Source organism: Nibribacter ruber, assembly GCF_009913235.1.
In the GTDB taxonomy this organism is placed as follows: domain Bacteria; phylum Bacteroidota; class Bacteroidia; order Cytophagales; family Hymenobacteraceae; genus Nibribacter; species Nibribacter ruber.
In genome coordinates, this window is record NZ_CP047897.1 from 2,287,319 (window position 1) to 2,307,435 (window position 20,117).

At 51.6% G+C, this 20,117-nt stretch carries 14 protein-coding genes; 8 read left to right on the forward strand and 6 right to left on the reverse strand.

Annotated elements, in window-relative coordinates:
- Positions 1-201: 201 nt before the first annotated feature.
- The 4 genes from GU926_RS09610 (at position 202) to mscL (ending at position 7,861) form a co-directional block, all read left to right on the forward strand.
- Positions 202-2,613 carry a DUF2339 domain-containing protein gene (locus GU926_RS09610; RefSeq protein WP_160691310.1) on the forward strand — a complete coding sequence of 804 codons (2,412 nt, stop codon included), beginning with the start codon at positions 202-204 and terminating at the stop codon, positions 2,611-2,613.
- Complete coding sequence (locus tag GU926_RS09615; protein WP_160691312.1) at positions 2,606-3,841, forward strand: DUF3999 family protein; 1,236 nt, start codon at positions 2,606-2,608, stop codon at positions 3,839-3,841. The genes GU926_RS09610 and GU926_RS09615 overlap by 8 nt, the downstream gene beginning before the upstream one ends.
- A 127-nt stretch (positions 3,842-3,968) precedes the next feature.
- On the forward strand, positions 3,969-7,163 hold the full coding sequence (locus GU926_RS09620; protein ID WP_160691314.1) for a WD40/YVTN/BNR-like repeat-containing protein: 3,195 nt from the start codon (positions 3,969-3,971) through the stop codon (positions 7,161-7,163).
- A gap of 269 nt (positions 7,164-7,432) precedes the next feature.
- Positions 7,433-7,861: a large-conductance mechanosensitive channel protein MscL gene (gene mscL, locus GU926_RS09625; RefSeq protein ID WP_160691316.1), complete on the forward strand. Its 429-nt coding sequence runs from the start codon at positions 7,433-7,435 to the stop codon at positions 7,859-7,861.
- Positions 7,862-8,162: 301 nt separating this feature from the next.
- Here mscL and rlmN read toward each other — a convergent pair whose 3' ends face one another.
- The 3 genes from rlmN to GU926_RS09640 form a co-directional block, all read right to left on the reverse strand.
- On the reverse strand, positions 8,163-9,245 hold the full coding sequence (gene rlmN, locus GU926_RS09630) for a 23S rRNA (adenine(2503)-C(2))-methyltransferase RlmN (protein ID WP_160691318.1): 1,083 nt from the start codon (positions 9,243-9,245) through the stop codon (positions 8,163-8,165).
- A gap of 21 nt (positions 9,246-9,266) precedes the next feature.
- Positions 9,267-9,695 (reverse strand): thioesterase family protein, encoded by a 429-nt coding sequence (locus GU926_RS09635; RefSeq protein WP_160691320.1) that lies wholly within the window; start codon positions 9,693-9,695, stop codon positions 9,267-9,269.
- A gap of 253 nt (positions 9,696-9,948) precedes the next feature.
- Positions 9,949-11,361: a T9SS type A sorting domain-containing protein gene (locus tag GU926_RS09640; RefSeq protein ID WP_160691322.1), complete on the reverse strand. Its 1,413-nt coding sequence runs from the start codon at positions 11,359-11,361 to the stop codon at positions 9,949-9,951.
- Positions 11,362-11,628: 267 nt separating this feature from the next.
- Between GU926_RS09640 and GU926_RS09645 the strand changes: the two genes are divergently transcribed.
- Entirely contained in the window at positions 11,629-12,537 is a 909-nt protein-coding gene (locus tag GU926_RS09645; RefSeq protein WP_160691324.1) for a S66 peptidase family protein, read from the forward strand.
- Between the two features lie 75 nt (positions 12,538-12,612).
- Here the strand turns inward: GU926_RS09645 and GU926_RS09650 are convergent, their stop codons facing one another.
- The 3 genes from GU926_RS09650 to GU926_RS09660 all read right to left on the reverse strand — a co-directional run bounded on the left by GU926_RS09650 (position 12,613) and on the right by GU926_RS09660 (position 16,346).
- Positions 12,613-13,620 (reverse strand): M28 family peptidase, encoded by a 1,008-nt coding sequence (locus GU926_RS09650; protein ID WP_160691326.1) that lies wholly within the window; start codon positions 13,618-13,620, stop codon positions 12,613-12,615.
- Entirely contained in the window at positions 13,610-15,103 is a 1,494-nt protein-coding gene (cysS, locus tag GU926_RS09655; protein WP_160691328.1) for a cysteine--tRNA ligase, read from the reverse strand. Before cysS ends, GU926_RS09650 begins: the two co-directional genes overlap by 11 nt.
- Before the next feature lie 133 nt (positions 15,104-15,236).
- Entirely contained in the window at positions 15,237-16,346 is a 1,110-nt protein-coding gene (locus tag GU926_RS09660; protein WP_160691330.1) for an endonuclease/exonuclease/phosphatase family protein, read from the reverse strand.
- A 237-nt stretch (positions 16,347-16,583) separates the two neighbouring features.
- Between GU926_RS09660 and GU926_RS18665 the strand changes: the two genes are divergently transcribed.
- From GU926_RS18665 to GU926_RS09675, 3 genes are read left to right on the forward strand one after another with little or no spacing between them, the layout of a single operon-like run.
- Complete coding sequence (locus GU926_RS18665) at positions 16,584-16,964, forward strand: Sec-independent protein translocase subunit TatA/TatB (protein WP_160691332.1); 381 nt, start codon at positions 16,584-16,586, stop codon at positions 16,962-16,964.
- A 2-nt stretch (positions 16,965-16,966) separates the two neighbouring features.
- A complete protein-coding gene (gene gatA, locus GU926_RS09670) occupies positions 16,967-18,403 on the forward strand; it encodes an Asp-tRNA(Asn)/Glu-tRNA(Gln) amidotransferase subunit GatA (RefSeq protein WP_160691334.1) in 1,437 nt (478 codons plus the stop codon).
- On the forward strand, positions 18,403-19,962 hold the full coding sequence (locus GU926_RS09675; RefSeq protein ID WP_160691336.1) for a lytic transglycosylase domain-containing protein: 1,560 nt from the start codon (positions 18,403-18,405) through the stop codon (positions 19,960-19,962). The genes gatA and GU926_RS09675 overlap by 1 nt, the downstream gene beginning before the upstream one ends.
- Positions 19,963-20,117 lie beyond the last annotated feature (155 nt).

Genomic DNA, 20,117 nt, shown 5'->3' on the forward strand with positions numbered 1-20,117 from the left:
CTCCAACGCCAATCTCCTCGGCCCAGCCTTTTCTCCCTCAGGGAGAAGGGACGGTGCTTATTCGTTTTTGGGCTGATTTCTAAAAAAAAAAGGCCAAAAACACTTTTTACACAAGTAAGCACTTCTAATTGCCAACCTTCACACACATGATTTTACAAGATAAAGTTGTAATATAGTCTTCTATACATGTGATGGGGTTCTATGGAAATTTTATTGCTCATCGTCTTACTGGTACTGCTTTTGGTGACTGGCAGCCGTTTGATGACACGGTTAGAACAGCAAAACCACACGCTTGAAAGATTGCAGGACGAGGTACGACTTCTTAGAGAACAGCAAGCCCAACGACCCAAGGTATCTCCCCTAGACGCTGCGGCTCTTGCTACTCAACGAGACACTGCTTCTACCGCTTCGCCAGTAAGAGAACCTGCGCCTGCGCCCGTCCCTTTACCTGCACCGCCTCCAAGACCTGCTCCTAAACCTCCCGTATTTGAGCCCTACGTACCTGAACGGCAAGCCACGGCGGCCTTCACGCCAGCACAAGAAAAATCTCCTCGCAAAAATGTCTTCACTTCCTTCACGGAGAACCTTGACTGGGAGAAATTCATTGGCGAGAACCTCATCAACAAGCTGGGAATTGCCATTCTGGTGCTGGGCATTGGGTTCTTTGTGAAGTATGCCATTGACCAGGACTGGATAAATGAGATTGGCCGCGTGGCCATTGGATTGCTGGCGGGTGGCGCGCTCATTGCGGTAGCGCACAAGCTTAGAATAGAATACAAGGCGTTCAGCTCTGTGCTGGTGGGTGGCGGTATGGCCATTCTGTATTTCACCATTGCCATTGCCTTTCATGAATACCAGCTGTTCAGTCAGACTGCGGCGTTTTTGTTGATGGTGGCTATTACGGGTTTTACCATCTTCCTGTCCATTGCCTATGACAGAATTGAGCTGGCGGTGCTGGCTTTGATTGGCGGGTTTGGCAGTCCGTTCATGCTCAGCACCGGCGAGGGCAACTACGTGGTGCTCTTCAGCTTTATTCTGGTGTTGAACGTGGGCATTCTGGTGCTGGCGTATTTTAAGAAATGGAACCTGCTCAACCTCATTGCCTATGCCTTCACCATCATTCTGTACGGTGGTTGGCTAGGCACTAAGGTAGTGGCAGAACCGGGAGCGCCTCATGCCGGCGCCTTGTTGTTTGCGACGCTCTTTTACCTGGTGTTCTTCCTGATGAACATCGTTTACAACCTCAAAGAAAGCAGACGCTTCACCGCCCCCGAAATTCTGGTCCTGCTCAGCAACACCTTCTTGTATTACGCCTCGGGCATGTATATTTTGTCGTTTCTGGGGCAAGGGCAGTACCAAGGACTCTTCACAATTTTGTTGGCGGTGTTCAACTTTGCCTTCGCGTTTGGCTTGTACCGCCGCCGGCAGGTGGACCGAAACCTGGTGTACCTGCTCATTGGCCTGGTGCTCACGTTTGTGAGTTTAACGGCTCCGGTTCAACTGGAGGGCAATTACATTACGCTGTTCTGGGCCTTGGAGGCAGTTATGCTTTTATGGTTGTTCCAGCGATCAGGTATTCAGTTGCTTAAATCTGCGTCGGTGCTGGTGTTGGGCTTGATGGTGGTGAGTTTGGGAATGGACTGGATGGGCTATACAATTACTAGAACGCAATTACCTCCGCTTGTCAATAAACTATTTGTAACCGGCATAGTAGCTGTGGTCGGATTGGCGGGTACTTGGTGGTTGCTGGGCAAAGAGGAAGTGACTATGTATCACACTCGGTTTTGGCGAGGATATCGACAGTTGGTAGGTGTAGCCTTGGTCATTTGCCTGTACTTGGTATTGGTGCTGGAACTGGACCACCAATTAGGATTCTCCATGCTCAGCGCCAATGCCCAGATGCTGGTCTTAGGCCTGTTCCATTATCTGTACTTGCTGGGGTTGGTTTGGTGGGGACAGCGCCGCGGAAATCCTGTTTACCAATGGGGCGCATTGGCCTTTTCTTTGGCGGCCATTCTCTCTTATCTGGTCATTCTCCACCCCATTGTCACAGATACCCGCAATGCCTATTTGCTAGGGCAAGGCGAAACCTTCGGGTCCTTCCTGCTCCATTATCTGCCGTTTTTGTTGATTCCGGCCTTACTTTTTGGCATGGTGAAGTTGCTTCAAAGAATGGTGGGGCTGCACAGTAGGTTAGGCAAGATTGGTCTGTGGGTGGTGAGTTTTGTAGCTGTTTTCTTAGCTTCCACTGAATTGGAGCACTGGTGGATGATTTTCTTCTTCGACGCCAAGACTGGCATCTACGCCTTGCAGGAACATATTAGAAAGATTGGCTTCCCGATTCTTTGGGGCGTGGCTTCCTTTATTTTGATGGCCTTGGGCATGTCTAAAAAGCTGAAGACCTTACGCATCATTTCACTCTCCTTGTTCTTCCTGACCTTGGTGAAGCTGTTCCTGTTTGACATCAGGGGTATTTCTGAAGGCGGAAAGATTGCGGCCTTCATCTGCTTGGGCGTTATCTTGCTGGTGGTGTCCTTTATGTACCAAAAACTCAAAAACCTCATTCTTGTTGATGATGCCCAAGCGCCCGACACTTCCGTTACAGATGCGTAGCCTCTTCTTGCTGGCCTTGTGCCTGGGCATGCACACCGCCTTCGGGCAGGACTTCGGGTGGCAGGCTGCGCTGGCCCCGGTACCGGCTTCGGGATGGCACAAGGTTTTGTTGCCGGCAAGTGTGACAGGGCGCCTGCAACCGGGCATGGAAGATTTACGCCTGTATGGTTCAGACGGCAAAGCAGTGCCGTACCTCTTGCAAATAGAACAGCCCGTCCAATACAAAACGCTCTTCAAGCCCTACCAGATTCTGCGCTATACCCGTCGGCCTGGGGGTTTGTCTGAACTGCTCATCCATAACCCAGAACAACGGAGCATCAACAACATCAGCCTGCTCATTGGCAATGCCGAAGTACGAAAAACCGTGGCCCTGAGCGGCAGTGACAACCAGCAGGATTGGTACGTGCTCAAAGAGCAGGACGTGCTTTACGCCATCAGAAATGAGAAGCAGACCGCCGAGGTCAAGTTGCTGGACTTCCCGCTGAGCAAGTACCGCTACTTCAGGCTACAACTCAACGACTCTGCCAGCGCGCCGCTCAACATCTTAAAAGCCGGCTACTATGACACCTATTCTGAGGCCGGCAAGTACACCCGCATTCCCATTCAGCACTCCTCCCGCAAAGACAGCTCCGACAAGATTACGTACTTGCGTCTGGACTTCGGGCAACCCGTGTATCCAGAACAGTTGGTCTTCTATGTCTCTTCTCCTCAACTGTACTACCGCGAGGGAAAGGTGGTTCTAGGAAAACGCACGGGAGGAACCAGACGAGAGAGAAAGCGGCGTCAACGCACTAACAGGCACCTCATTTTTGAACCGTTCATCCTCCACTCCAACGCGCCTGCACAGGTCTATCTACCCCGAAGAAAAGTAGAGCAATTGGTCATCCAGCTCCAAAACGAAGACAACGCGCCGCTTACCATTGACTCGGTGCAGGTGCTGCAACTTAACCGCTACCTGTTGGCCCAACTGCAACCCAACCAAGCCTACACCCTGCGCTACGGAGACAAAGACCTAGACGCCCCGCACTATGACCTCCACCATTTTCAGGACAGCATTCCGGCCACGCTGCCATTGGTCTCTATCCAAAAGATCACCTCACTGAAAAAGGAGAAAAAAGCCAACACAGGCTCTAAAATCATTCTTTGGGCGGCCCTTGGCATTGTAGCCGTGGGGCTGGGCTATATGACAGTTCGGCTGTTGAAGGATATGGATAAGAAGAAATTGTAATACAATCGTTTTTGGCCACTTTCCCAGAAAACAGGCCAAAAACGCCTACCTTCTATCCAAGCAAAGGCTTTTTTGCTTAGCTTCAGACACTCAATCCTATACACTACCTAACAAACCAGAATCTCCCATGAAGAACCCTTTCCCGCAGCGGTTCCTGCGTCAGTCCGTGCCCGTGTTATTAGGCGGATTGCTCTTGTTGCCTGCCTTGCCCAGTGAGGCGCAACAGAAACCTGCTACTTCAAAATCCTCCAAGGCCAAAGCCAGCAAAGAAGGCTACGACGAGAAACTATACAATGCCCTGACGTGGCGCTCCATCGGGCCATACCGAGGCGGACGCTCAGGGACAGCGGTAGGCGTGCCGGGCCAGCCTAACCTATTTTATTTTGGCAGCACGGGCGGTGGTGTTTGGCGCACCAAAGACGGCGGATCAAGCTGGGAGAATATCTCTGACAAGTTCTTCGGGGGTTCTATTGGCGCAGTGGCCGTAGCCGAGTCTGACCCGAACGTGATGTATGTGGGCGAAGGTGAGAAAACGGTGCGCGGCAACGTGTCCTCGGGCTTCGGTATGTGGAAGTCGGAAGATGCCGGCCTTACCTGGAAACACATCGGGCTGAAGGATTCTAAGCACATTCCACGCGTGCGCATTCACCCTAAAAACCCAGACTTAGTCTATGCAGCGGTTCTGGGGAATATTTATGCACCCAATGAACAGCGCGGCGTGTACCGTTCCAAAGACGGTGGCAAAAACTGGGAGCGCGTGCTGTTTGTGAATAAAGAAGTAGGCGCTTTTGACCTGACCATTGACCCCGTGAACCCGCGCAACCTATATGCCACCACCTGGCGCATGCAACGCACGCCGTACAGCCTGTCTTCGGGTGGACCAGGTTCTGGTATCTGGAAAAGCACAGACGGCGGTGACACATGGAAAGAACTGTCTAAAAATACCGGCTTACCGAAAGGTACTTTGGGCATCATCGGCGTAGCCGTTTCTCCGGTGAACAACCAGCGCGTATGGGCAATGGTAGAAGCCGAGGACGGCGGACTGTTTAGATCAGATGACGGCGGGCAGAACTGGACCAAGCTCAATGATGACCGCAACCTGCGCCAGCGCGCCTGGTACTATACCCGCGTGACCGCAGACCCTAAAAACGAAGACGGCGTGTACGTGATGAACGTAAGCTATCATCATTCTACAGACGGCGGCCGCACGTTCAAAAGCTACAATGCCCCACACGGTGACCACCATGATTTATGGATTGCCCCCGAAGATCCCAAGCGCATGATCATAGCAGACGACGGCGGCGCGCAGGTGAGCTTTGACGGCGGTCAGAACTGGAGTTCCATGGACAATCAGCCTACCGGGCAGTTTTACCGCGTGGTCACAGACAACCATTTCCCGTACCGCATCTACGGTGCGCAGCAGGACAATTCTACCGTGCGCATTGCCCACCGCACCACCGGCCGTAGCATTGGCATGCATGATTGGGAAGAAACCGCGGGTGCCGAGAGTGCCCACATTGCCGTTGACCCTACCAACCCAGAGGTGGTGTACGGCGGTAACTATGGTGGTTTCTTAGCACGTGTAGACCATTCTACCGGCTTTGAGCGCACCATCAACGTGTGGCCAGACAACCCCATGGGCCACGGCGCCGAAGACTTGAAATACCGCTTCCAGTGGAACTTCCCTATCTTCTTCTCGCCGCACAACCCTAAGAAGATGTATACCACGTCCAACTATTTGCACGTGACCACTAATGAAGGACAAAGCTGGCAGGACATCAGCCCAGATTTGACGCGCAATGAGAAGTCTACTTTAGGACCATCGGGGGGCCCTATTACCAAGGACAACACCAGCGTGGAGTACTACGGCACCATCTTCGCGGCAGCCGAGTCACCGGCCGAGGAAAACGTGATTTGGACCGGCTCTGACGACGGCCTGGTGCACGTAACCCGCGACGGCGGCAAGACCTGGAAGAACGTGACGCCCAAAAACCTGCCCGAATGGAGCATGGTGAACAGCGTAGAACCGCATCCCACCCAGAAAGGCGTGATGTATTTTGCCGCCACGCTCTACAAAAAAGGCGATTTCCAGCCGCTGTTGTTCAAAACGGATGACTACGGAAAGTCCTGGACCAAAATCACCAAAGGCATTGCAGAGAACCACTTCACCCGCGTAGTGCGCGTTGACCCTAAACGCGCTGGCTTGTTGTACGTCGGTACGGAATATGGCATGTACGTGTCCTTTGACGATGGCAAGAACTGGCAACCGTTCCAACTGAACCTGCCAATTGTGCCCATCACCGATTTGACCATTAAAAACGACAACCTCATTGCCGCCACCCAGGGTCGAAGCTTCTGGATTATTGATGACTTGACGCCCTTGCACCAGCTCAACAGCACCGTGGCCAGCAGCAAAGTGCACTTGTACAAGCCCATGCCCAGCTACCGCATGAATGGCGGCAACGCCGCTAATCCTAAGTTAGAGGGCCAGAACCATCCGGGTGGAGTAATGATTCACTACTACTTGGCGCAGAAACCAGACTCGGCTACTACGGTGACTTTAGAATTGCTACAGAAAGACGGAAAGCTGATTAAGAAATACGCCAGCAATGCCAAAGACCGCACCTCTAAACTGGACGTGAAAGACGGCATGAACCGCTTCGTCTGGAACATGCTCTACCCAGAGGCCTCTAAGTTTGAAGGCATGATTCTGTGGGGAGGCGGCACGCAAGGACCAAGGGCCATTCCGGGCACCTACACTGCACGCCTCACGGTGAACGGCCAGAAGCAGGAAACCGACTTTGAGATTGTACAGGACCCACGCAGTAAAACCGCCCCAGCCGACCTGAAAGCGCAGTTTGACTTCTTGCTTTCGGTGCGTGACAAGCTCACCGAAACCAACGATGCCATCAGTAAAATACGGGAGGCGCGTACGCAGATTAACAGCGTGACGTCTAAGTTCCAGGGACGTGAGGACATGAAAGATGTGCTGGCCACCGCTAAGGACCTGAACAAGCGCATGACCGAGGTAGAAGAGGCCCTGTACCAAACTAAGAACCGTTCGGGCCAGGACCCGTTGAACTATCCTATCAAGCTGAACAACCGTCTGGCCAACGTAGCCTCGCAGGCATCACAGGGAGATTATAAGCCTACAGAGCAACAGTACGCATTCCAGAAGGAAATCACTGCTGAGATTGACAAGGAGTTGCAGAAGCTGAACCAGGTGTTCACCAAAGAGCTTCCGGCCTTGAACCAGCTCATCAGGAACAAGAACGTAGACGCCATCATCATCAAAGACACCACTAAGAAAGAAGGCCTGTAAGCACGTCGCTCTTTCTAATTCTTCGCAAAGCCGATGCCTCACCCGCATCGGCTTTGTCGTTTTTGGGCTGTTTTCTGTGAAAGAGGCTAGAAACGATTTGTTTGCAATTGCGGGAAATACGCATATATTGCATTAAGCTAATGCTTTGCCTGAGGGAGATGTACACATTGTAACTCGCCGTTAATCATTCCTTCCGGCACCCTTACTATTTCAATGTATTGTTTAACCCGAGGCTTATTCAACCAAGCTTCACATACCAAATTAGGAATATGTCTATGATGAAGGAATTCAAAGAGTTTGCCATGCGAGGTAACGTGGTAGACCTGGCAGTGGGGGTTGTGATTGGCGCGGCCTTCGGGAAGGTGGTCACGTCATTTGTGGATGATGTCTTGATGCCCCCGCTAGGTGTTCTTTTGGGCGGCGTGGACTTCACTGATCTTAAAATCATCTTGAAAAGAGGCGTACAAGACGCCGAAGGCAAGTTCACAGACGTGACCTTGAACTACGGTAACTTCATCCAGAGCCTGATTGACTTCATGATTATCGCCTTCGCCATTTTCATGGTGGTCAAGCTGATGAACTCTCTCAAACGCAAAAAAGCAGATTCGCCGGGCGTACCGCCGGCTCCTACTAAAGAAGAAGTATTGCTTACTGAGATTAGAGACGCCTTGCGCGCACCTAACAAGCCTACTTTGTAGAAATACCAGTGTACAGAATGAAGGACTAAAGTGGGAATAATTGCCTTCATTCTGTTCACAATTCTCCTGCTCCACCCTCTTTTGTCATCCAGAAAGGATCTTGGTTGCGAACTAAAAAAGCGTTTAATCAAACGTCATTACAGTTCGCTCACAAGGTCCTTTCAGGATGACAATTGGGGTGAGTTGTGTCATTGATTTTCTAAACAGTAGTCGTTTTTAGGCTATTTCCCAGAAAACAGACCAAAAACAGAAAGCGCTACTCAAGGGTAGCGCTTTCTGTTTTATATCATCACAAGAACGCTTAGGCTTCTTGTTGTTGGTCTTTGATGGCGAGCTGTCCGCAGGCGGCGTCAATGTCTTTGCCACGGCTACGGCGTACGTTCACTTGCACGCCTCTATCGGCCAGGTAGCGCATGAACGGCTCTAAACGAGCATCCTCAGACTTCTGGAATAGACCGTCACCAATAGGATTGTATTCAATGATGTTCACCTTGCACGGGATGAGCTTAGAGAACTCCAGCAATTCCTTGGCGTCTTCAATGTTGTCATTGAAGTGGCTAAGCAAGATGTATTCATAGGTGACCTTGCGGCCAGATTTATTGTGGTAATACACCAGCGCTTCTTTTAGGGCCTCCAGTGAGTTGGTCTCATTGATAGGCATGATTTCGTTGCGCTTTACGTCATTGGCGGCGTGCAAAGAAAGCGCGAGGTTGGCCTTAATACCGTCATCGGCCATCTTCTTAATCATCTTGGCAATGCCGGCGGTAGAGACTGTGATTCTACGGGCGGCCATATTCAAGCCGTCTGCCGCCGTGATGCGCTCAATAGACTTCATGACGTTGGCGTAGTTCAAGAGAGGCTCGCCCATGCCCATGTACACAATGTTGGTGAGGGGACGATTGTAATTGCCTTCGGTTTGTTCTTTGATGCGCACCACCTGGTCATAAATCTCATCAGCGTTGAGGTTTCTAATCCGGTCCATCTTGCCGGTCGCGCAGAAAGAGCAGGTTAAGGAGCAACCCACCTGGCTAGACACGCAGGCGGTCATGCGCTTAGGGTGCGGAATGAGTACGCCCTCTACAATGTTGCCGTCATACAGCCTGAAGGTAGATTTGATGGTGTAGTCTTCGCTCAGCTGGCTGGTGTTCACGGCCACGCTGTTGATGGTGAAATGGCGTTCCAGTTTCTCACGGAGAGGCAGGGCAATGTTGTTCATCTCCGCGAACGACGTAGCTGTCAGCTTCCAAATCCACTCATACACTTGTTTGGCCCTGAAAGGCTTTTCGCCCTGCTCGGTCATCCATGCCTTGAGTTGGTCTAAGGAAAGCTTTCTAATGTCCTGGCGGTTCAGAATCTCTATGTCTGGAATCAATGTGGTACTCATACCACAAAGGTACAAAATATCTTACGCTTTAGTTTCCAGGCGCTCCCGGGCTTCTTGGGGTACTGATTTTAATTTCCGGATGCTGTAATCAAAGCACAGCATGCCCGTTTTGGCGTTGGCCACTTCTTTTCCGTTCTGGTTGGTGAGCAGGTACACTAGGTCAAAGCCGTACTTGTTAAAGTCAGTGGCCGCCACTTGTACCGTGAGCGTGTCGCCGTAGAAGCCTTCGCCTTTGTAGACGATGGCCACATCACTCATAATCAAGCCCGCACCCGCCAAGTCCAGCTCTGAGTAGCCGTGCACTTTCAAGAACTGCACCCGTGCCTCATGCAACAGACTCAATAGTGCGTCATTGCCCAAATGCCCACCATAATTGAGGTCTGTGATTCTGATAGGCAGTTGCGTCTTGAAGGAATAGCTGGCAGGAAGGTCAATCTGGATACGGGCCACGTTTTGGTAATTAGTAATTAGTAATTAATAATTGATAATCAGAACTGGGAAGATACGGGACGCTTTGGTGAATTACGAATTAGAAATTACGAATTGAGGGAAAGTGATTTTGAAGTAGGAATAAGAAAGTGGAGGTGAAAGTGCTAGAACTGTTGACCGTTTTTGGGCTGTTTTCCGGGAAATGGGCCAAAAACGAAGCCTCGGCTCTGCCAGTGAGAACCGAGGCTGTCTGTAGGAAAAAGGAAGGAACCGGTTACAGCTTTACAATTTTTTTGGTGCGCACGTTTCCTCCTGAATGGATTTGCAGAATGTAATTACCGGCAGGCAGCTGGTCTACCTGTATCTCCTGCGAGGCTACGGTTTTGTTTAGTTGGGCGCTCAGCATTTTCTGGCCGGTCAGGCTCAGGACGTGCAAGGTGCCGCCGGCCGTGTTGTCCAGCTTGATGGTGATTCTGTCCTGCACCGGGTTAGGGTACACTACGTGAGCCAATTCCAGCTCTTTTCTGGCAGCCAGCACCGTCTGGAAGTTGCTGTACACGTACCGCTCAGAATTCTGGTAGGTCTTGTAAGTGGAGCTTGATTCATCTGTGTCATACCGCTGCACAATGGTCTCGGTGATGTCATTGGTGGTATTGTAGGTATGCTGGAACTTCATTCCCCAGGTGATGACCCAGGCATTGTTTTCCCATTCCTCAGACTGGTTGGAGATTTCATTTCCTTTGGCGTCAAATACCACTACGTCACGGTCAGAAGCCACCCAGGCGTTGTTCACCCACTCAGACCAGGTCTCTATATAGCTGCCGTTCTCCTGGAACACCGTGGCCCGCTTGTCTACATTGACCCAGGCTCCTTCTACAAATTCCTGGTATTCCCCGCCTATGTCATTCCAGTCTCTCCAGTTGGTGGTGCTCAGTTTAGAGGCGTCATCCCATACAATGTTGATTTCGCGCTCGTCGTTCACCCAGGTAGTTCCATTGTATTCCTGCTCGGTGACGGTGGTGGGCAAGGCGCTGCCGCCCGCGTATTCTGCCAGTGTTTTGTCTTCGGGCACCCAGCTGCCGTCAACCATTTCATAATACACAATCTCCACAGGCTTTCCGGCAGAATTGTAGGCATAGGTTTCCTTTTCTAAATTCTTCCAGGTGCCCTCCTCGTAGCTTTGATAAATCTCCTGGGTAACTCTGTTATTGGTAATGGTGAGCACATGCTTGTTGCCGTACTGCAGTGCCCAGGCCCCATTCTCCCAGTAGTAGAACATATACTCGGTTAGCTGCTTGGTGGCAGGGTCATAGGCAAACGTGGTTTTGGTCTGGTTGGTGTTGCTGGACCCGTCTGTGGTGATTAATTGCGTCACCTGGCCATTGGCATTGTACGTGTAGGTAGATTTATAGCTTGCATTCCAACCATTGGATCCCCAGGAATACGTTTGGACATTCACGGGTAGCCTGGCGGGGTCACCAGTACGGCGGCTTGACAGGTTGCTCAAACCCACCCGCTGAGCGGCATCCTTTTTAAGCGGTGCCGCCTTCTTAGCCGATTGATGGGTAACGGCCGGCTTCTTGCCTTGCGCAAGACTGGTCAAGGCGAGGGCCAGGAACAGGAAGCCCAGCACTAGAATCTTTTGCAAATAGTCGCGTGCCTCGTCTTTTTTGTAGTAGTTTTCCATGTTTTATGATTTATGAGAGAGGTATAGTATTATCAGTTAACTTGTTAGCAAATATAGACATCTCCTATTATCAAAAACACTACCTACTTTTCAGTATTATCCTCCTTTCTGGGTTTATAATTTTTCAATCTACCATCCAACAAATAGCTTATTCTAGCCCTTGAAACAAGCAGCCGTTGTTAGCCTGTTTTCCAGAAAATACGCCAAAAACGGCTCCTCTTTTGTGGGCTTTTGCTACTTTCAAGATTCAATAGCTCTAAGAAAACCGTGAACATACCCGCCCTGCAGAAAGGAGACACCGTTGGCATTGTTTGTTTGGCCAGAAAAGTAAGCCTGGAGGATGTTGCCCTGGGCGTACAGCTGCTGGAGAGCTGGGGTCTGAACGTACTCCTAGGCCAGACCATTGGCGCCCAGGACCATTACTTTGGCGGCACAGACGCGCTCCGTACCCAAGACTTCCAGGAGATGCTGGACAACCATGAGGTGAAGGCCATCTTCTCGGCCCGCGGCGGGTACGGCACCACCCGCATTCTGGACGCCTTGGATTTTAGTCTTCTCAAGAAGCACCCCAAATGGATAGTAGGTTTTAGTGACATCACCTCACTGCACTGCCACTTGCACGCGCTGGGCCTGGAGAGCATACACGGCACCATGCCCCTGCTCATGGGCCAGCCCGACACCCAGGAAGCGGATGAAACCCTGCGCCAGGCCTTGTTTGGCGAGCCCCTCGCCTACTCGGTTCCGGCACACGCGCGCAACCTGGAAGGCACCGCCGTAGGTAAAGTAGTGGGCGGCAACCTCATCCTGCTCAACAACATCATTGGCACCGCCTCAGACATAGACTACGCTGGCAAGATCCTGTTCTTAGAAGACGTGGGCGAATATTTCTACAACGTAGACCGCGTCTTGGTGCACCTCAAGCGCCTGGGCCGTTTGCAGCAGTTGGCCGGCCTGGTGGTGGGGCAGTTCTCAGACATGCAAGACACGGCAGTCCCCTTCGGGAGAGATGTAACTGAAATGATCTTGGAACATTGCTCAGATTTTGGCTATCCTATCTGCTTTGATTTTCCGGTGGGCCACGTTCCCAGAAACCTGGCCCTGCTGGTTGGTCGCGAGGCTACGTTAGACGTGACCGCAGCCGGCACCTCGCTTACGTTTACCGTGGAGCAGGCTTAAATATGAAACCCCGTTTTTGGGCTGTTTTCTGGAAAACAGCCCAAAAACGGGGTTTCATTTGTTCTTAGTTGATGCTTACTTCTCTGACTTTACTACCTGCAACACCGTCTGACCAACCACTTTCAACGTGTTCTTGTCAATTACCTGTAGGTTGTCTGAATGCCGATGATGGTACGGTCCAAAGTAGCCGTCCGGACTGGTAGAATCATAGGCAATAATATCAGCCATTGGGATTTCTGCGTTTTGGATGACGTAGTAGTGGTCATCTGTGATGCTTGGGCTATTCTGGTACGGGAAGTAGTCTGAGAAGCCCATGCTATGTGCCGTCTTCCAGATGTTGTCCACCACGTTTTTGGCATAGGTCCTGCTGATCTCTTCCTGCGCGAAGCGGGCTCCTTTGGCGCCTACCATGTCTAACAAAATTCCATACTGCGCCTTGTAGCCAATGGGCATCAGGTTCTTGGACCAGTGCTGCGAGCCCAGGCAATAGGTATCCGGGATGTAGTCACCGGCATCATCGGGTTGGCCGTAGTCTTCGCCGTCAAAGAGCATGATATCTACGCCTATTCCTTCGCTTAAAGGATTGGCTTGTAGTTGACGAGCAATTTCTAGCAGAACGCCCACGCCGCTGGCGCCGTCATTGGCCCCGTCAATGGGTTTGTCGCGGTTTTGGGTGTCTTTGTCGGCTACATGGCGGGTGTCCCAGTGGGCGGCCAGCAGGATTCTGCGGGCGGCTTTAGGATTGATTTGCCCCATGAAGTTACGCAGTTCCAAGGTTTTGCCGTCATAGGCTTTGGCCGTGAAGCTCTGCACCTGCACCGTGGTCCCGAAGCCTTTCAGCTTACCAATCAGATAATCGCCGCAGGCGCGGTGCGCTGGCGTGTTGGGCACCCTCGGCCCGAAGGCCACTTGCGCGGCCACGTACTGGTACGCCGAGTCTTCGCTGAAGGCGGGAGGGGTCACTTTCACGGTCTCTGTGGTAGGTTCAGAGGATTCTGTGCTGGCGGTGTTCTTGTCTTTGCAGGCAAACAGGTTGGCCGCCACTAACAAGGTGAGCGCCGCTACTTTCATGTTATTCTTCATAAGCCCAGTCTATACCGGTTTTCATATCTTTAATGACAATGCCTTGTCCTTTCAACTGCGCCCTGATTAAATCCACCTTGGCGTAGTCTTTCGCTTCCTTGGCTTCTTTGTAAAAACTGAGCACCAGTTGCAGCATATCCATGGCGTTGGCGGTCTGCTCTTCTTTTAAGCCCAGAATGTCTTTCACCATGGTCTGGTAGGCGGTACGCATCTGCTCAAACACTTCTTTAGAAATGGTCTCCAGTTTAAAGCCGCCCGTGAACATGCTGTTGATTTTCTTGAGCAGATTGAACAGCGCCGCAATCACTTTGGCCGTGTTCAAGTCATCGTTCAAGCTAGTAAATAATTCGGCTACTTGTTTCTTGATTTCCTCTTCGGCTTTGGCGTCAATGTCACCGGTGGTTTCTGGGTACTGCAACTGCTCCAGAATGCGGAGCCCGTTCATCACCTTCAAGAAGCCTTTGCGCGCGGCCTGCAAGCCTTCATTGCTGAAGTCCAGCGTGCTACGGTAATGGGCCTGCAAGATGAAGAACCTAATGGTCATGGGGCTGTAGGCCTGCTGCAACACCTCATGCTTCCCGGTGAACAGCTCGCCCAGCGTAATGAAGTTGCCCAAGGATTTACCCATCTTCTTGCCGTTGATGGTGATGAGGTTATTGTGCATCCAGAAACGGGCGGCGTCTGTGTGGTTGTCGCTGGCCTGGCTTTGGGCAATCTCGCATTCATGGTGCGGGAACATCAAGTCCAGTCCGCCGCCGTGGATGTCAAACTGCGTGCCCAGGTATTTTCTACTCATGGCCGAGCACTCCAAATGCCAACCCGGAAATCCTTCTGACCACGGCGAATTCCAGCGCATGATATGACTAGGCGAGGCTTTCTTCCAGAGCGCAAAGTCCAGCGGCGAGCGCTTCTCTTCCTGCCCTTCCAGGTTGTCGCGGGTATTGGACAGCAAATCTTCTATCACGCGGCCAGAAAGCTTGCCGTAGTTATGCTCCTTATTATAAGCGGGTACATCAAAATACACCGACCCGTTGGACTCATACGCCAAACCGTTGGCCAGAATCTCCTGAATCATCTCTATCTGCTCAATGATGTGGCCCGAGGCGCGCGGTTCAATGTCTGGGGGCAGCACGTTCAAGCTAGCCATATCTGCGTGGAAGCTGTTGGTGTATTTTTCCACTACTTCCATGGGCTCCAGATGCGCGGCCTTGGCTAGTTTCTGAATCTTGTCTTCGCCGAAGTCTGCGTCGTTCTGCAAGTGACCCACGTCTGTGATATTGCGCACGTAGCGCACTTTGTATCCCAGGTACTGCATGTAGCGGCGTAGCACATCAAAGGTGATGTACGGTCGGGCGTGGCCTAAATGGGCGTCGCCGTAGACGGTAGGTCCGCAAACGTAAAGCCCCACGAACGGACTGTGCAAGGGTTCAAAGGATGACTTCTGCCGCGTGAGCGTATTATATAATGACAATGGGTGTTGCATGGGGCAAAATTATAAAACTTACTGGTACTTCTGGCAAGACTGCCTCCACAGGAAATACGCAGTTGATGTAGGTTGAGATAACGGCCGTTTTTGGGCTCTTTTCTGGAAAACAAGCCAAAAACGGAGGTTGATTCTATTCTGCTACTTCTTGTTCGGGGCGTTTCTCCATCACATACGTGCTTTCCAGCGGAAAATGGTCTGAATACGGAATATGCTCCAGCACGTCAAACCGAAGCAGTTGCATGCTGGGGCTGAAGAACTGGTTGTCTATGCGCAGGGGCAGCTTTCCGTTATACGTGAACCCAAACCCGCTGCCGCCTGCTTCAAACGCATTGTCCAGGTGCCGGCGCAGTTGCTGGTACGTGTAAGAACTGGGTACGTCATTGAGGTCTCCGCAGATTAAAACCGGGTACGGACTTTCCTGCAAGTGTTCTATGAGGCGCTGCACCTGGTGGCTACGGGCAATAAAACCACCTTTGAGCCGCCGGGCAATGCCCCGGCCCTTGGTTTTGAACGCGGCCTCGCTTTCTACAGCGGCTTCTACTTCCTTCTCCTCAATGCTCATGGACTCCAGGTGCATGTTGTACACCCGCAGCGTGTCTTTGTTGGGAAGCTTCACGTCCACAAAAATGACTTGGTTCTTGGTAGGCCGGTCAAATTCAACGTGTCCTTTGTTCACAATGGGAAAGCGGGAGAAGATGGCCAGGCCAAACTCGGCGCCTATTCTATTGGTGAGGGCCTTGCCCAAAAACATCTCGCGCCCCTGGCTGGTGCCTATGCGCTTCTTGCTGTTGTACTGCTTGTGCTTTTTGTCATAGTAGAACTCCTGCAGGCAGAGGATATCTGCCGGATGACTGGCCACCCATTGCATTTCCTTTTCTGGAAGGCCTGGGTCTGCGGCGTGCAGGTGCTTGTAGACGTTAAACACGCGCACGTTGTAACTTAAGACCGTGACGCGTTGTTGTTCTGGGAGAGGCTGCGCGTCTGGCGTGTTTAGGGTAAAGTAACGCGTATGTTGGCTCCAGAACAGGACAATGAGCCCCAGCGGCAGCAAGGCCCACAACGGTTTTTTCCAGAGCCAGAGCAGGCCCATGACAAAATTAAACAGCAGCGCCCCGGGCAGGGACATGGCAATGAAGCCAGCCGGCCAAAACACGTGCGGGGGAACATACTGGCAAAGAACCCCCACCAGCAGCCACCCAGTAGACAACATGGTCAGGAAAGAAAGAAGCGTCTTCAGCACAAAAAAAGAATTTCTAGCAGGAGTAAACCTACGCAAAAAATCCGGAGAGGGCTTGCCCCTCGTAGATGAGAAGCGTTTTTAGCCCGGTTTAGGGAAAACACCTCCAAAACAGAAGCTGCCTTTGGACCCCTCACGCATACCAGCCAGAACGCACCATCGTTTTAAACTTGGTGATAGTTACCTTGTTTTGGAAATTATCCCCTAATTTTGCAATCTAACACTTTTAACAGTACAGCTATGATGCTATCTAACGTTTTGGCATTTATCGGTAACCTGGGCACAGGCGAGATGATTTTGATCGTGCTTGTGATTCTTCTCCTTTTCGGGGCGAAGCGTATTCCAGATCTGGCCCGCGGCTTAGGAAAAGGTATCCGCGAGTTCAAGGATGCCACTAATGAGATCAAGTCAGACATTGAGAAGTCTGCCAACAACAACGACCGCTACAACAACAACCAAGGCCATAACAACCAAGGTGGGTACAACAACGGCCCGTATAACCCAAATCCTAACGCGGGTTACAACCAACAGCCTGGCATGAACAACCCAGCCCCTGGTGCCTACAACAACGACCCAGCGGTTAATCCTAACCCAAATAATACTACCAACCCCAACGTTTAAGCATGCGCTACACATCCCTTGACGCTATCCGTGAGGAGATAGGCCGAGGCTCGCTCACCTGTAAACAACTGGTGGAGCAGTACTTGCAGAACATATCAGAAAAGCGCCACCTCAATGCTTTTTTAGAAGTGTTTGAGGCCGAAGCCTTACAGAAGGCCGAGGAGGTGGATGCTAAAATAAAAGCCGGCACCGCCGGTAAACTGGCCGGCATGGTCATTGGCCTGAAGGACGTATTAGCCTATGAGGGCCATGCGTTGCAAGCCTCCAGCCAGATCCTGAACGGATTCAAATCTCTCTACACGGGTACTGCTGTGCAGCGCTTGTTGCAGGAAGACGCCATTCTCATTGGCCGTCAGAACTGTGACGAGTTTGCCATGGGTGCCTCTAATGAGAACTCTTCTTTTGGCCCCGTGCTCAATGACGCCGACAACACCCGCGTACCGGGTGGTTCGTCTGGCGGATCAGCGGTGGCCGTGCAGGCGCATCTGTGTTTAGCCTCCATTGGCTCAGACACGGGTGGTTCTGTGCGTCAGCCGGGTGCGTTCTGCGGCGTGATTGGCATGAAACCCACGTATTCCCGCATTTCGCGCTACGGTCTTATTGCCTATGCTTCTTCTTTTGACCAGATTGGGGTCTTGACGCACAGCGTAGAAGATGCCGCTCTTTTATTAGAGGTTATGGCCGGGCCCGATGAGTTTGACGCCACCGTAAGCCAGCGCCCCGTACCGGCCTACAGCCAGAACCTGACCTATGACCGTCCCGCGCGCATTGGGTACATCAAAGACTCCATTGAAAGTCCAGGCTTGCAGCCCGAGGTGAAGGATGCCGTGATGGGCGTCCTTGACAGGCTGCAGGAAGAAGGCCACACGGTAGAGGCCGTGGACTTCCCGTACCTGGACTACATGGTGCCTACCTACTACATCCTGACCACCGCTGAGGCCAGCTCTAACCTGGGTCGCTATGACGGCGTCAAGTACGGCTACCGCAGCGAGAACGTCACCGATTTAACGTCGCTTTACAAAAAGACTCGGTCAGAAGGTTTTGGCCCAGAAGTGCAGCGTCGTATCATTTTGGGCACTTTTGTCTTGAGTGCAGATTACTATGACGCCTACTATACCAAGGCCCAGCAAGTAAGACGCCTTATCAAAGACAAGACAGATGAGTTGCTCAAGCAATATGATTTCTTGATATTGCCTACCGCTCCTACTACGGCCTTTAAGCTAGGCGAGAACACCAAAGACCCGTTGGCCATGTATCTGGCAGACATCTTTACGGTGCAGGCTTCGTTGGCGGGCGTTCCGGCTATTTCGTTACCAATTGGAGAAGACGCAGCAGGTCTGCCTATTGGGGTGCAACTGATGACCAAAGCGTTTGGCGAAGAGCAATTGTTTGCATTCTCTAAGCAACTGATGGACCACCAAAAAACCGTTTCTGCTTAATGCGCATTTCTACCTTTCTCACAGGCGTTGTATTGGCATTAGGACTGGGCTTTACGGCTCAAGCCCAAAGACTCACCGTTCCAGAGCTACCTATTGCAGGGTTGAAAGACTCTACTAAACTAGCAATGGACAGCGTGGAGTTTATTCCAGTAGAATCCAATGAGCTCATCCAGGACCGCCTGAGCTGTCTTGAAAGTGAGATTCCGTTGGAGTTCAACAAGCACGTGAGAGGGTTGATAGACTATTTCACTATAAGAAACCGCAAGTATACCCGCCGCATTCTAGAGCGCGAGCAGCTGTACTTCCCTATGTTTGAGAAATACCTGGCCAAGCACAACATGCCAGATGAACTCAAGTATTTGGCGGTGGTGGAGTCTGCCCTATTACCAAAAGCAGTTTCTTCTGCCAAGGCAGTAGGTCTGTGGCAGTTCATGACGCCTACGGCCAATGACTTCAGGCTGGTGCAAAACTCGTATCTGGATGAGCGCATGGACCCTGAGAAGTCTACCGAGGCCGCCTGTAAATTCCTGAAGCAGTTGCACAAAATGTTTGGCTCCTGGGAGATGGCCTTGGCGGCGTATAACTGCGGACCGGGCAACGTGAAGAAAGCCATTGCGCGGTCTGGCGGCAAACGTACTTTCTGGGAGATTTATCCGTACCTGCCCAAAGAGACCCGCAGTTATGTACCGTCGTTCACCGCCATTGTGTACGCCATGAACCACGCGCCGGATCATAACATCAAGCCAGATTCCATCAGGAAGCCTGTAGCAGTAGATACCGTTCTCATCAACAATGGCATTGACTTGAAACTGCTGGCCAAGCAATTGAACCTGCCTGAGAACCAGTTGGTGGAGTTGAACCCGGCCTTACGCAAGCCTTTTGTACCCGAGACAGTTCAGAATTTTGCCCTGCGCATTCCGGTAACGGCACGCCCGGCACTGGACATGAATAGAATGGCTATTTTAGATTCAGCCAGATACAGAGCGCCTGTGCAGTTGAAACTTCCTGCTTCTTCTACCATGGTAGCCAAGGCAGAACCCGCCGTTCCGGTAGACAGCGCCACCAAGAAAACCTATTACACCGTCAGGCGCGGTGACAACTTGGACAAGATTGCCAAAGCCCACGACGTAACCATTTCTGACCTGAAAACCTGGAACAAACTGAAAGGCTCCACCCTTTTGGCCAGTCAGAAACTTATTGTGGCCCAGCCAGCCGTTCTGAAGCCAGAGGCCGAACCAAAGTCTGAAGCAGCCTTATTGGCTTCAGCAGAGGTGGTGGCCGCTGAGAAAGACGTCAAGGTAGCGGGTCCTAACGCAGAAAATACACCAAAAGAGAATGCCGCCACTGCCCTGGTAGCCGAGAAAAAGTCTTCTGTGAAGACATCTGCGGGAGACCAGAAGGAAATCTTGAAAAGAGGCACCGTGCACCACGTTCAGCCCGGCGACACGCTCTGGAACATTTCTAAGCGCTACAACAACGTGAGCGTGGACCAGTTGAAGAAGGCCAACAATTTAAAAGACAATGAGATTAAGCCCGGCATGAAATTGATTGTAGGCTAATCATTCTATAGGAGTAGGAAAAGCATCTCGGGCTGTTGGTCTGAGATGCTTTTTTTTGCCCCTTTTCAGAAAAACAGCCCAAAAACGGAAAGCAGACAAAACCGGGTTTACCTTTGCGAAACCAAAAAATCTTAACAATTTACGCTTTACACCAG

What these genes read in the sequence shown, in the direction of transcription:
- GU926_RS09675 (WP_160691336.1), top strand. Translation starts at nt 18,403, where the DNA reads ATGCGCATTTCTACCTTTCTCACAGGCGTTGTATTGGCATTAGGACTG.
- rlmN (WP_160691318.1), bottom strand. Translation starts at nt 9,245, where the DNA reads ATGAGTACCACATTGATTCCAGACATAGAGATTCTGAACCGCCAGGAC.
- GU926_RS09620 (WP_160691314.1), top strand. Translation starts at nt 3,969, where the DNA reads ATGAAGAACCCTTTCCCGCAGCGGTTCCTGCGTCAGTCCGTGCCCGTG.
- cysS (WP_160691328.1), bottom strand. Translation starts at nt 15,103, where the DNA reads ATGCAACACCCATTGTCATTATATAATACGCTCACGCGGCAGAAGTCA.
- gatA (WP_160691334.1), top strand. Translation starts at nt 16,967, where the DNA reads ATGCGCTACACATCCCTTGACGCTATCCGTGAGGAGATAGGCCGAGGC.
- mscL (WP_160691316.1), top strand. Translation starts at nt 7,433, where the DNA reads ATGTCTATGATGAAGGAATTCAAAGAGTTTGCCATGCGAGGTAACGTG.
- GU926_RS09615 (WP_160691312.1), top strand. Translation starts at nt 2,606, where the DNA reads ATGCGTAGCCTCTTCTTGCTGGCCTTGTGCCTGGGCATGCACACCGCC.
- GU926_RS09610 (WP_160691310.1), top strand. Translation starts at nt 202, where the DNA reads ATGGAAATTTTATTGCTCATCGTCTTACTGGTACTGCTTTTGGTGACT.
- GU926_RS18665 (WP_160691332.1), top strand. Translation starts at nt 16,584, where the DNA reads ATGATGCTATCTAACGTTTTGGCATTTATCGGTAACCTGGGCACAGGC.
- GU926_RS09640 (WP_160691322.1), bottom strand. Translation starts at nt 11,361, where the DNA reads ATGGAAAACTACTACAAAAAAGACGAGGCACGCGACTATTTGCAAAAG.
- GU926_RS09650 (WP_160691326.1), bottom strand. Translation starts at nt 13,620, where the DNA reads ATGAAGAATAACATGAAAGTAGCGGCGCTCACCTTGTTAGTGGCGGCC.